At 43.5% G+C, this 13,452-nt stretch carries 12 protein-coding genes; 7 read left to right on the forward strand and 5 right to left on the reverse strand.

The annotated features are described in order from the left end of the window. Positions 1–14 precede the first annotated feature (14 nt). On the forward strand, positions 15–626 hold the full coding sequence (locus tag KKA81_08710; protein ID MBU2651003.1) for a hypothetical protein: 612 nt from the start codon (positions 15–17) through the stop codon (positions 624–626). On the opposite strand, the gene hflX is transcribed toward KKA81_08710, so the two are convergent. From hflX to KKA81_08730, 4 genes are all read right to left on the reverse strand, one after another. Continuing rightward, positions 619–1,836: a GTPase HflX gene (gene hflX, locus KKA81_08715; protein ID MBU2651004.1), complete on the reverse strand. Its 1,218-nt coding sequence runs from the start codon at positions 1,834–1,836 to the stop codon at positions 619–621. The genes KKA81_08710 and hflX overlap by 8 nt on opposite strands. A gap of 50 nt (positions 1,837–1,886) precedes the next feature. Beyond that, positions 1,887–2,882: a tryptophan--tRNA ligase gene (gene trpS / locus KKA81_08720; GenBank protein ID MBU2651005.1), complete on the reverse strand. Its 996-nt coding sequence runs from the start codon at positions 2,880–2,882 to the stop codon at positions 1,887–1,889. A gap of 70 nt (positions 2,883–2,952) precedes the next feature. Further along, positions 2,953–4,503, reverse strand: coding sequence for an Rne/Rng family ribonuclease (locus KKA81_08725; protein ID MBU2651006.1), 1,551 nt, complete (start codon positions 4,501–4,503; stop codon positions 2,953–2,955). Positions 4,504–4,753: 250 nt separating this feature from the next. Further along, positions 4,754–5,038 carry an integration host factor subunit beta gene (locus KKA81_08730; GenBank protein MBU2651007.1) on the reverse strand — a complete coding sequence of 95 codons (285 nt, stop codon included), beginning with the start codon at positions 5,036–5,038 and terminating at the stop codon, positions 4,754–4,756. Between the two features lie 136 nt (positions 5,039–5,174). Between KKA81_08730 and mutY the strand changes: the two genes are divergently transcribed. From mutY to KKA81_08760, 6 genes are all read left to right on the forward strand, one after another. Further along, positions 5,175–6,290 (forward strand): A/G-specific adenine glycosylase, encoded by a 1,116-nt coding sequence (gene mutY, locus KKA81_08735; GenBank protein ID MBU2651008.1) that lies wholly within the window; start codon positions 5,175–5,177, stop codon positions 6,288–6,290. 78 nt (positions 6,291–6,368) lie between these two features. Continuing rightward, positions 6,369–6,791 (forward strand): single-stranded DNA-binding protein, encoded by a 423-nt coding sequence (locus KKA81_08740; GenBank protein MBU2651009.1) that lies wholly within the window; start codon positions 6,369–6,371, stop codon positions 6,789–6,791. A gap of 125 nt (positions 6,792–6,916) precedes the next feature. Further along, positions 6,917–8,254, forward strand: coding sequence for a gliding motility-associated protein GldE (gldE, locus tag KKA81_08745; GenBank protein MBU2651010.1), 1,338 nt, complete (start codon positions 6,917–6,919; stop codon positions 8,252–8,254). A gap of 10 nt (positions 8,255–8,264) precedes the next feature. Next, positions 8,265–8,849, forward strand: coding sequence for a gliding motility lipoprotein GldD (gldD, locus tag KKA81_08750; GenBank protein ID MBU2651011.1), 585 nt, complete (start codon positions 8,265–8,267; stop codon positions 8,847–8,849). 89 nt (positions 8,850–8,938) lie between these two features. After that, positions 8,939–11,281, forward strand: a complete 2,343-nt coding sequence (locus tag KKA81_08755; protein ID MBU2651012.1) for an immune inhibitor A — start codon at positions 8,939–8,941, stop codon at positions 11,279–11,281. Positions 11,282–11,375: 94 nt separating this feature from the next. Further along, positions 11,376–12,287 (forward strand): magnesium transporter CorA family protein, encoded by a 912-nt coding sequence (locus KKA81_08760; GenBank protein MBU2651013.1) that lies wholly within the window; start codon positions 11,376–11,378, stop codon positions 12,285–12,287. A 30-nt stretch (positions 12,288–12,317) separates the two neighbouring features. Here KKA81_08760 and KKA81_08765 read toward each other — a convergent pair whose 3' ends face one another. After that, positions 12,318–13,388, reverse strand: coding sequence for a bifunctional 3-deoxy-7-phosphoheptulonate synthase/chorismate mutase type II (locus tag KKA81_08765; GenBank protein MBU2651014.1), 1,071 nt, complete (start codon positions 13,386–13,388; stop codon positions 12,318–12,320). Positions 13,389–13,452: the final 64 nt, after the last annotated feature.

Here is a 13,452-nt window from a genome sequence, read left to right on the forward strand (position 1 = left end):
TTAATTTCAGATTTATGTCACATTGGTTGGAAGAAGCCGAAAAGCGCCAGGATAGCAAGCTTAAGAAGGAAGACTTCAAAAAGATTGTTGAATACCGGAGAACGCGCATTCGTGAAAATTTCCGAAGACATGGAGAGGCTTACAATGTTTTCCGTGAAAAGATTGCCGGTCTTGTTGACAGGGTGAATGCCCTTCCTGCAAAGGAGAGAGAGCCTTTTGGTAAGATCACCCTTAAAATAAAAGATTCTAAGCTAAAAAACCAGTTTTATTTTCTGCGTACCAGCCTTCGACAACAAAGACTTGAATGGCATGGATTTAAGAGCTTAATCAAACCGACTCACTATAAGCATGTTCGTGCTCTTTACTTTTCTTTATCAACTCATGATGGGTTCATTCACATTGAACTCAGTGAACATGCTTTGCGCCGGGAGCGAATTACCGATGAGACACATGATCGGGGAAAAGGTCAGGAAGGGCAAAAGGAAAAGAACCGGCATCATTTTATGTATCGTTATGAGATTGCCCGCCTGGATGAGCCTACTGCACTTCAGATTATAGACTGGCTGACTTTCCATGTTGAAAAAGAAAGCCTTCCATTTACCAGGAAGGAATTCCTGATCAGGTAAACATATCCTCAGGATCTTTGTATAGAAGATTATCGTAAGGCCAGCGTTTGAGGTGCAGTTCTTTTACCTTGTTATATAAGAGCATTTTAAAGCTATCGATGTTTTGTTTCTGCTTTGCGGAGATAAAGATACAAGGATCATGGTCTCTTGCCATCCATGTGGCTTTCAGGTCATCAAGCGAGTAGTTGGCTTTGGTAAGGGGGCCCAGGTCGTATGGGTCTTTTTCCAGGAAAGAGTAAGCATCAATCTTATTGAAAACCATGTAAACAGGTTTGTCAATCACACCGATTTCCGCCAGCGTTTGCCGCACCACACGGATATGGTCTTCAAATTCAGGATGGGATATATCCACTACATGCAAGAGGATATCTGCTTCCCTGACTTCATCGAGTGTCGATTTGAAGGATTCGATCAGGCTGTGGGGCAGTTTTCGGATAAAGCCGACGGTATCGGAGAGCAAAAAGGGGAGGTTTCCAATTACAACTTTCCTGACGGTAGTATCCAGGGTGGCGAAGAGTTTATTTTCCTCGAGCACATCGGATTTGCTGATAAGGTTCATTATGGTTGATTTACCGGTATTGGTATATCCAACCAGGGCAACCCTGATGAGACTTTTCCGGTGTTTGCGCTGAGTGGTCTTCTGACGGTCTATCTCTTCCAGCTTGGTTTTTAACAGGGCAATGCGCTCACGGATGATGCGGCGGTCGGTTTCAATCTCTTTCTCACCAGGCCCTTTCAAGCCTATGCCGCCCTTCTGCTTGGAGAGATGGGTCCACATCCTGGTTAGTCTGGGCAGGAGGTACTCGTATTGTGCAAGTTCCACCTGCGTTTTTGCATGGGAGGTCCGGGCCCTGCTTGCAAAGATATCCAGGATGAGGTTGTTACGGTCAAGGATCTTGCATTGCAAATCTTTTTCGATGTTCCTGATTTGAGAAGGACTCAGTTCATCGTCGAAAATAGCCATATCGATCTCGTTGTTTGTAACGAAATTTTTTATTTCCGCCAGTTTTCCCGAGCCAACGAAAGTGCGGGAGTCCCGAATGGGTAAAATCTGAGTAAACTGCTTAACGGTTATTCCTCCTGCTGTGTCAAGCAGGAAAGCCAATTCGTTGAGGTGTTCCTGAAGTTTTCCCCGTTCTTCACGCGTTGTGGCTATCCCGATAAGGATGGCTCTTTCCTTGATTTTTTTTGTACTGATAGGTTCCGGCAAGGTATGCTTATTACTATAATAACAAGTGGGAAGGCAGATTGTTGATTGTCTTAAAATGGTTTGAATCCTATGATTTCCCTTACTTCCTTAATGGTCTTTGATGCGCTTATCCTGGCTTTTTCGCTCCCTTCCCGGGTTACTTTATGAAGATAATCCCTGTCTGCTATTATCTCCTTGATGCGTTCCCGGATGGGTTCAGTAAACCGGATCATATCTTCAGCCAGTTGTTTTTTCAGGTCACCGTAACGAATGGTGCAGGCATTGTACATCTCATCGAAATGGGTTATGGTTTCCGGTTTTGAAACAACCTCCATGAGAGTGAACAGGTTTTGTATCACTTCAGGCTTTTCCTGGTTCATTTGTTGCGGACCTGCATCTGTAACGGCACGCATTACTTTTTTCCTGATGACTTCGGGTTCGTCAAAGAGGAATACGGCATTGCCCTCGCCTTCGGATTTACCCATTTTTCCCGTACCATCAAGTCCGGGGATCTTTACCAGGGCTTTGCCAAAGTTATAAGCTTCCGGGATAGGGAAATATTCCACATTGTACATCCGGTTGAACCTTCTTGCAAAAGTCCGCATCATCTCCAGATTTTGCTCCTGGTCTTTGCCAACCGGGACTTTGGCTGCCTTGTGTATGATAACATCAGCAGCCATCAGGGTCGGATAGGTGAGGAGGCCTGCATTCACGTTGTCGGGTTGCTTCCTGACTTTTTCCTTAAAAGAAGTACAGCGTTCCAGCTCTCCGACATATGCATTCATATTCAGAAGTAAATACAGTTCCGTGACTTCTTGCAGATCACTTTGAATGTAAATGGTAGCTTTTTCAGGATCCAGACCGCAAGCCAGATATTCTGCCAGCACCTGCCTGACATTGCCATGCAAGTCGGCCGGTGTCGGATGTGTGGTGAGTGAATGATAGTCGGCAATGAAGAAAAAACAATTGTTTTCTTCCTGCATCCTGATAAAATTCTTGATAGCACCAAAATAATTGCCAAGGTGCAGGTTGCCCGTAGGCCTGATTCCGCTTACTACTGTTTCCATGCCGCGAAAATAACAATATTTGTGAAATCCGTTGCAAACTCAAAGGGTAGTGAAAATACCCGGTTTGATCTTACATTTTCAACTCGTCGTTGTTACGGTTATAAAACCGGTATTCCAGGAAATGGTAATTATTATTAGGTTGTATATGGATCCACTTCCTGAATTTGAAATACCAGCGCAGACGCATTGAGATCATTCCTTTCGTGAGAAAAGCATACAGGTAAGGATGCATGACGATTTTAATATAGTCCTCGTTTTGCTCCTTCAAAAGATACAGGATATTATTTTCAATCTCATCGGTAAGAATGATGCTTGGTTTGATTTTTCCGGTGCCTTCGCAAACAGGGCATTGTTCCAGGATTTCCACACTCATCTCGGGTCTGACTCGCTGCCGGGTTATCTGAACCAGTCCGAACTTGCTGGGAGGCAATATCGTATGCTTGGCCCGGTCTTTGGCCATTTCATCCTTTAATTTCTGATAGAGTGTACGCCGGTTCTTACCTTCAATCATATCGATGAAATCGATCACAATGATCCCACCCATATCCCTAAGCCTTAATTGACGAGCTATCTCTTCGGCTGCTTCCATGTTTACCTGCAGAGCATTGTTTTCCTGGGAAATCTCTTTATTCACCCTGTGACCGGAGTTGACATCGATAACATGAAGAGCCTCAGTGTGTTCAATTATAAGGTAAACACCACTTTTGATGGTGACTGTTTTTCCAAATGAGCTCTTGATTTGCTTGTCGATACCGAAGTGTTCGAAGACCGGGGCTTTTCCTTTGTAAAGCTTAACTATTTCCGTTTTTTCCGGGGCGATCCTGCTGATGAACGATTTGATCTCTTCAAAGAGCACAGGTTCATTTACAACGATGGAGTTGAAAGTGTCGTTCAGTATGTCACGCAGTAAAGCCGTGGTACGATCGAGTTCGCTGGCAACCTTTTGGGGCGGTTTGGCATTCTGAAGTTTGGTAAGGGCTGAATCCCAGCGGTTTATCAGGTTCCGCATGTCGGCGTCCAATTCTGCAACTTTTTTATTCTCAGCCACAGTCCGGATAATAACCCCGAAATTATTCGGCTTTATGCTCTGAATAAGCCTTTTAAGGCGATTCCTTTCTTCCGGGCTCTTGATTTTTTGAGAAATGGAAATACGGTTGGAAAAAGGGACCAGGATGATGTACCGACCGGCAAACGAAAGCTCAGAAGATAGCCTGGGACCTTTGGTAGAGATAGGCTCCTTAACTACCTGAACCAAAATAGGTTGATTGGACTTAAGAACCTGGGTGATTTTGCCGGTTTTCTCAATGTCTTTTTCCAGATTGAATGTACTCAGACCGGGAGGAGTGGGTTTACCGGATGTGGCGACCTTGGCAAATTTATTCAGAGACCTGACTTGCGGCCCCAGGTCCAGATAATGCAAAAAAGCATCCCGTTCGTATCCTACATCAATGAAAGCAGCATTTAGCCCGGGCATGATCTTTTTTACCCGACCAAGAAAAATGTCTCCTACGGAGTAATCATTTTTGTAATTTTCTTTCTGTAATTCAACGAGGGTTTTTTCTTCCAATAGAGCCATATTGACCTCATTGGGCCCGGCGTCGATAATAAGTTCCTTGTTCACGTTTTGTTAAATTTCAACATATACAAAAGCGAAACCAGGACCGTCAAATGGAATTGTCATTTCATGGACAGTGTTGCTGAAAGAAGGGATAGAATAATAATTACGCAATACTGTTCGAGCAGTATTGCGAAATTATCTTTATTTCTTCTTGTGTCTGTTTTTTCTCAGGCGTTTTTTCCGCTTGTGCGTCGCCATCTTGTGTCTTTTCCTTTTCTTACCGCTAGGCATACTTCAAAGTATTAAAATGTAATTACTTAACACTTTTTTTAACGTCGTTAATGAACGTTTTTGCAGGTTTAAAAGCCGGAATATTGTGAGCAGGAATGATGATTGTTGTGTTCTTTGAAATGTTCCTACCGGTTTTTTGAGCCCTTTGCTTGATTGTGAAACTTCCGAATCCCCTGAGGTATACATTTTCCCCGTTGATAAGAGATCCTTTGACTGTGTCCATGAAAGCCTCAACCGTTGCCTGTACTGCAACTTTTTCGATTCCTGTTTTGTTAGCTATTTCTGCTACAATTTCTGCTTTTGTCATGATTAATATTTTTTTAATTGATACAATTAAGTTTCAGCTTGATGGGCTGCAAAGATATAAATTTTTTATTTCCCAAATGTTTTGTCCGTTTTTTTTTCTGTTTGTAATAATCTCATAATAAAATTGTTTACGTCGTATGGAATTTTCACACTCTCTTATATCATGGTATAACCGTTCGAAAAGGGATCTGCCGTGGAGAACCACCAACGACCCATACAGGATCTGGGTTTCGGAGATCATTTTGCAACAGACAAGGGTGCAGCAAGGTCTTTCTTATTACAATCGGTTTATTGAAAAATTTCCTGATATACAAACTCTTGCCGGAGCTGATGAGAATGAAGTCCTTAAAGTTTGGGAAGGGTTGGGCTATTATTCCCGTGCCCGGAATATGCTGATTGCCGCCCGTCAGATTTCCAGCGGGCATGGTGGCCTGTTTCCTTCTACATATGATGATTTGCTGACACTCAGTGGTATTGGCGATTACACTGCAGCTGCAATTACTTCTATTGCCTATGGATTACCCTACCCTGTGATCGATGGCAATGTGAAAAGGGTCGTGAGCCGTTTGCTTGGGATACGAGGCCGGTTGGACATGCAGGAGAACCGAAAAATATTATCTGTTTTCCTTCAGGAAAATATTGATAAAGAGGATCCCGGAACATTCAATCAGGCAGTGATGGAACTGGGTGCTCTCGTGTGCAAACCCTCGTTGCCTGATTGCGGCCTTTGTCCGCTTTCCGTTTCCTGTGTGGCTTATAAATCCGGACTAACCCATCTTATTCCTTTCAGGAAGGAACAGACTGTAAAAGTGGAACTTTACCGGGATTATTTTGTGATTTTGTCGGGAGTTGAAGATGACCGGCAATTACTTATCTCCAGGAGTTCAGGTTCCGGAATATGGAAGGGCCTTTTTGGGTTCCCATACCGGGAAAGTTCCGGTAGTTTCCCGGATGCCGGTGAATTGAAGCATTTTTTATTGAGCCTTTTGCCTCTCCGGAAAGTCAGGCATGTGTCAATTGCAGATAATGCTTACCGTCATGTGTTATCCCACCGAATAATTCATGCCCGGTTTCATTTCATCGAGGCTACAGGATTGAATGCTGACCCGGAAACAGCCTATCCGGTTCACTTAAACTCAATACACCAATACCCTTTTCCAAGACTTCTGAAACGCTTTATGGAAGAGCATCCTGAAATGTTTGTTAAAAAAATTGCTTCGGAACGGGGGACAAAATCGGATTTCAGGGACTAATGGTAAACGGACAATGGAAACGATGTTTTATTGTCTATTTTTGTAAATTATTGGTTGAACTTTAAAATCTGATGTTTTATGGCTGGAGTAAACAAAGTAATCCTGGTCGGGAATCTTGGTAAGGATCCGGAAATCAGGAGCCTGGAAGGCGGGGCAAAGGTTGCAAATTTCACCCTTGCAACCAACGAAAACTACAAAAACAAAAATGGTGACAAGGTGGAACATACCGAATGGCATAATATTGTCCTTTGGCGCGGCCTTGCAGATATTGCCGATACATACCTGAAAAAAGGGAATCAGGTATATATTGAGGGACGTCTCAGGACCAGGGCCTGGGATGATAAAGATGGTAACAAACGTTATACGACTGAAGTCTATGCTGATAACATGGTTATGCTCGGAGGTCGTCAGAATGCTTCTACCTCTTCGCCTGAAATGAAGGAGAGCCCGGTTATAACCGATATCCCGGAACCCTCTAAGGATGATGATCTTCCCTTTTAATCAGTTTTGCGTTATTTCAAAAAAATCCCGGTCCATCCTGCATCCGATAGATACCGGTCAGTGGGATGGTCCGGCCTTTTGGATATTTTTATAACTTTGCATCCGAAACTTTAAATATTCATTCCTTGGAAGATACTGATAGTACTTCACTAATTATTGGCCAGGGATGGATCATGGCTGAAACAATGATGAATCCGTTTACCATGTCCATTTTCTGGGGATTATTTGCCATAGCATTTTTACTCCTTCTCTCAGCCTTTATCTCTGGCTCGGAAATTGCATTTTTTGCTCTGAATCATTCTCAGATCAAGGATGTTCGGGAAAACCGAAATCCTGGCAATCTTCGTATTATCACTTTACTGGAAAGGCCTAAACGATTACTGGCAACTATCCTGATAGCAAATAACCTGATCAATGTATCCATCGTGATCCTTGCGGTTTTTATTTTCAGGATATGGTCGAATTTTTCTCCTCCGTTGGAGTTTATTATCCTGGCTGTTGCTGTAACAATTCTGATCCTGGTCTTTGGAGAAATTGTACCCAAGATGTATGCCGCCAAACATAGTATCAGATTTGTCCGGTTCATGACTCCTGCCATGGCTGTACTTATAAGATTGTTTTATCCCCTTAGCTCCATCCTGGTGAGATCGACAACACTGATCGACAGACGCCTGGCTGGGAAAAAACCGGGTTTCTCTATCAGCGACCTCTCTGATGCCATTGATATTACTGCCGGAGCTTCAACCCAGGAAGAAGAGAAAAAAATACTGAAGGGTATCGTTAAATTCGGCGACATTGACGTTAAAGAGATAATGAAATCCAGACTTGATGTTGTTGCTGTTGAAGTGAATACACCATTCTCCGAGATGCTTGATACTGTCAGGGAATCAGGATATTCCAGAATACCGGTATACTCAGATTCTTTCGACAATATCGTTGGGATTCTTTATGTGAAAGATCTATTAGCCCATCTTGATGAAAATCCCGGATTTCAATGGTCGAAACTCATTCGGGAGGTTTTCTTCGTTCCGGAAAACAAAAAGATCAAAGACCTTCTAAAAGAATTTCAGGAGAAGAAGATACATATGGCTGTCATCGTTGATGAATACGGTGGTACCGCCGGAATTGTCACTCTGGAAGATATAATTGAAGAGATTGTTGGTGATATCAGCGATGAATTTGATACCTCAGAAGATGAACCGGATTTTAAGAAAATCGACGACAATAATTATATCTTCGAAGGGAAAACAACCATTAACGATGTTTGCAAGATCATGGGCATCGATGATGATGTTTTTGATGAGGTGAAAGGAGAAGCAGATTCCCTGGCAGGATTGATCCTGGAACTTGAAGGGAATATTCCTCCCAAAGATACTGTGGTTCTATACCGGAATTTTGAGTTTAAAATCCTTGCTTCCGACCACCGCCGAATAAAACGGATAAAGATTATCATCAGAACATGAACCGGAAATAATGAGAAAATTCATCCCTTTATACTTCGTGTTTTTGTTCCTGGCTTCCTGCTCATCCAATGAATTGCCCAAGCCAAGGGGCTATTTCAGGATAGAGTTGCCGGAGCACAGTTACAGAGTCCTGGATACTACATTTCCCTATAGCTTTGAATACCCGGCGTATTCCAGCATCATGTCCGACCCCTATGCACCGGAAGAACCTTACTGGATTGATGTATACTTCGCCCAATTCAAAGCGAAACTACATCTGAGCTACAAGGTTGTCAATGATACCAATCTCATTTATTACCTGGAGGATACAAGAAAATTTGTGGTCAAACATATTCCCAAGGCCAATGCCATCGAAGACAGCCTGATTTTCGACAGAGAAAAAAATATTTATGGCCTTCTTTATGAAATTCATGGAGGTAACGCCGCTTCTCCTGTCCAGTTTTTTGTTACCGACAGCACCCGGCATTTTGTAAGAGGAGCATTGTACTTCAATGTAAAACCCAATAATGATTCCCTCCAGCCTGTCATAGATTTCCTCAGGAAAGACATTGATCACCTCATTAGCACATTTCGTTGGAAGAACGGTGCAGAATAAGCAACTTAATCATTACATTTGCTGTCTTGACCCCGGTTTTGGTTCATGGAACCAACCTTTAAAAATTGTCAAACTTTAATTATTGTCTAATGAAAAAGACTGCCTTGCTTCTATTGCTTTCCTTACAAATCACTTTTCTTCTTGCTCAGTCCGATATCTATTCCAGAGTGGAGATCAGGGCCGGCAAAAGTCAGATAATTAATATGCTTAATCAGGGAATAGCACTTGATGATGCTTTCCTGGAGAAGGAAAACCTGATTATTGCCGAACTACCGCAATCTGATTTGCTGAAGCTTTCATCTCTTGGTATCGATTATGAGGTTCTTATTTCTGATGTGACGGCATTTTATATCCAACGAAATGAAATGACCGGTGATTATGTGATAGAACGCGGGATAGGAGAATACCCGGTTCCGGAAGATTTTGAACTGGGTTCCATGGGCGGGTTCTGTACTTACGATGAGATGATTACGCATCTTGATAACATGCATACTAAGTATCCTGATCTCATCACCGCAAAACAGGTAGCAGGAACTACCCTGCAAGGACGCGATATATACTGGGTGAGGTTATCCGATAACCCGGATCAGAATGAAGATGAGCCGGAAGTATTATATGACGGCCTGCATCATGCCAGGGAAGGGATAGGACTGCAACTCCTGCTGTATTATATGTATTATCTCCTGGAAAACTATGATACCGACGAAGAGGTGCAATACCTTGTGAATAACACGGAAATGTATTTTATCCCGGTTATCAATGCCGATGGCTATGTTTACAATCAGACTACCAATCCAAATGGTGGCGGCATGTGGAGGAAAACACGCCGGGATAATGGTGACGGTTCCTATGGGGTTGATCCGAACAGGAACTATGCTTACATGTGGGGATATGATAATAATGGCTCTTCTCCCATCCCTTCTGATGAAACATACCGGGGTCCCTATGCTTTTTCTGAACCTTGTATCCAGACTTTAAGAGATTTTACTATTGATAACGAGTTCGGGATAGCCATGAACTACCATTCTTATTCCAATCTTTTACTCTATGCATGGGGATATACGGAAGATCCTTGTCCTGATGACGATATATTCTCGGCCTTCGGACAGATTATGACAAGTGAAAATGGCTATGCTTATGGCGCCGGTAGCACAACCATTTATCCTACCAACGGTGGTTCCGACGACTGGATGTATGGCGAACAGGGTGAAAAACCGCTGATCTTTGCCTTTACCCCTGAAGTCGGAAACTCCAACGATGGATTCTGGCCTTCGGTCGACAGGATCATTCCCCTTTGCCAGGAAAACATGTATGCCAACCTGATGGCTGCTCATTTCGTTGGCTACTATGCCAGTGTTGATGAGACATCCCCGGCCATTATCAGTAGTACCGAAGGGAGTATTAGCTTTACCATAAAAAGACTGGGACTAAAAGACGGAGCTACGTTTTCCGTATATCTGGCCGCTATTTCACCTGAGATTATTTCGACAGGTATGCCGTTGGTTTTTAATGACCTTGCTATGCTGCAAACCGAAGAAGGTTCTGTTTCCTTTACTCTGGATCCCAATATTCAGAATGGCACACCTCTTTCATTCCTGTTACAGGTGGATAATGGATTGCATGTTACTTCCGATACCGTAAACAAAGTATTCGGACAAGCCCAGGTACTTTTTGAGGATGATGGCTCCAATATGAGCAAATGGACCTCTCCTAAATGGAATATCACATACGAAGCCAGTCATTCGGCTCCAACTTCCATCACCGATTCTCCTAATGCTAATTATTTAAGTAACAGCAACAGCAGCGTTACCACAAATACTGAAATTGACCTGAGTGATGCAGTTTTTGCCGTTCTGAATTTCTGGGCGAAATGGGAGATTGAAGCAGGATGGGATTATGTTCAGGTAAAAGTTTCTGATAATGGAGGAAGTACCTGGACGGCACTGGATGGTATGTATACCAAACCCGGCAACAGTAACCAGGCTCTGGGCCAGCCCTTATACGACGGGTACCAGACCGATTGGGTAAAAGAAGAAATTGATCTTAGTGATTACCTGGGTGAACAGATAAAAATCAGATTTACAATCCGTTCTGATGGTTACATTGAAGAAGACGGTTTCTATTTTGATGACCTGACGGTAATGGCAATACCCCAGAACGGAGTGGGTATGCCCGATCCAACCGGTGATAATGATTTGTATTCCATTCACCCTAATCCCGGAAACGGTATTATTTTCCTGGAAACATCGGAAGATATGAAGGCAGGAACGGAATTTACTGTTTTTAGCCTGACCGGTAAAACAGTTTACTCTTCAGAAATATTAGGGAGAATTTCCAGGATAGATGTTAGCGGTTGGGAGCCCGGTATTTACTTTGTCCGGATAGAAGGAGCAGCAATTCATCCTTTCGTCAGGAAACTAATCGTTTATTAAAGCCAACCTGTTGGTTTTTTTCTATCTTTGCAACTTTAAACGATAAGCCGATGTAGAAACCCAGGAAATTTTCCGCAAAACAAGGGGAGGTCATATGATCGATACCATTAAAATCGGGACATTAAGGTGGCACCATATCCTGAGTCCCACGGAGGATGATCTGCAATTCCTGAATGATACTTTTCATTTTCATCCCCTTGACCTGGAAGACTGCCGAAGTAAGATCAATCAGCGGCCAAAGATCGACATCTACGACGATTATTATTTTCTCATTCTTCATTTTCCGAGTTTTGATGAACCGGAACGATTTATCCGCACACGTGAGGTTAAGATTTTCTGGGGTGATGATTTTATTATTACCATCGGCAGTTCACATTGGGTAGTCACTGATATGTTCCTGAAGGTTAAAACCCAGGTGGAAAAGAAGGAAAGCCTGGATGTCGGAACCAGCGATGCCCTCCTTTACCGTATTCTGGAGAGGTTAATGCGTGAATCCCTTGTACTGCTCAGGAAGGTAGGCCAGGAAGTTGACTTCCTGAATAGCCAGCTTTTCGATAAACGCGCGGTATTTACTATTGAACGCATCTCGATTACCCGTAAGAATATCATTCTTATGAACACGATCTTCAAACCCCAGCTTCCGTTGTTCCATAATTTCGAGACCGGGAAGATCGAGGGATTTGCGGAAAATATGGAGGATTACTGGGGTAATATCCTCGACTACTACCAGCGTATGTGGGATATGATTGAAGATTACCAGGAACTGATTGAGGGCCTGTCGAAAACCTTCGACAGCCTGCAGGCAAACAAAACCAGCGAGATTATCAAGGTGCTGACTTTTTTCTCTTCCATTTTGCTTCCATTGACTTTTATTACAGGACTTTACGGCATGAATATCGGCCTTCCTCTGCAAAATAACTCTAATTCATTTTTAGTGATTTTAGGGTTTATGATCGCGATCGTGATAATAATGCTGTTTTATTTCAAGAAAAGGCGCTGGATATAAAGCCTGTTATCTTTAAGTATCCTGAAACAATCAATCATTCAAATATTCCGATTGTCTTCTGATCGATTCTTTATGAATTTGCTCCAGGATTTTTTTCAAAAATGATTCTTCCAGTCCGAGCAGTTTGCCTTGCCTTAGCCTGCTTTCCAGGACGTGCTCCCAGCGTTTAAGCTGGAGTATGTTCAGTTTCTGTGATTGTTTAATCATGGCTATTTCTTCAGCGATCCCGAACCTTTTGGCCAGAAGGTCAAGCAGTGAGGCGTCGATACGGTCGATTTGCCTGCGCAAGTCTTCCAGACGGTCGGGGGGAGTTGCCGCTGCTGACTGTTCCCCATATCGCAAACCGGATAATATCTCATCCAGCGTGGCAGGTGTGATTTGCTGCTGACGATCGGTCAGGGCCTGGTCGGGATCGTAATGAACCTCCACCATCAGGCCATCCATGCCCAGATCGAAGGCTGCCTGAGCGACTTCCCGGATATAATTCCGGGATCCTGCAATGTGACTCGGATCACAGATCATCGGCAGGGATGGCATACGCCTTCTAAGTTCTATTGGCAGTTCCCAGAGGGGATCATTGCGGAACCGGCTTTTGTCATATGAGTAAAAGCCCCTGTGTATGGCAACGATTTTCCGGATCCCTGCATGGTAAATCCTTTCCAGCGCACCTGTCCATAGCTCCGTATCAGGATATACGGGGTTTTTTATCAGAACAGGTATGTCTCTGTTTTCCAGGATGCCGGCAATCTCATTCATCATAAATGGATTTACAACCGTTCGGGCACCTATCCATATCATGTCTATCCCCTGATCCAGGGCAAGGCGTATATGGTCCGGATGCCCGGCTTCCACCGTCGTAAGGAGCCCTGTGCTCTCTTTTACCTTTTTCATCCAGGGCAATCCTGCAGCACCTACTCCTTCGAACAATCCAGGATGGGTGCGTGGCTTCCATAAACCTGCCCTGAAGACACCAACCTTGCCTGAACGGGATAGTTCTTCCGCGGTCTTCAAAACCTGGTATTCCGTCTCTGCAGAGCAGGGACCGGCTATGATCAAGGGGCCCGGACAGGTGCACCATGCAGCGGTGGGTGAAAATTCCATCAGGAAATTGTTTTTCGATGTCAAAGGTACTAAAGTGTAAAGACAAGGAGCAAATTTCCGGAAT

The organism is Bacteroidota bacterium (assembly GCA_018831055.1).
Taxonomy (GTDB): Bacteria; Bacteroidota; Bacteroidia; order Bacteroidales; family B18-G4; genus M55B132.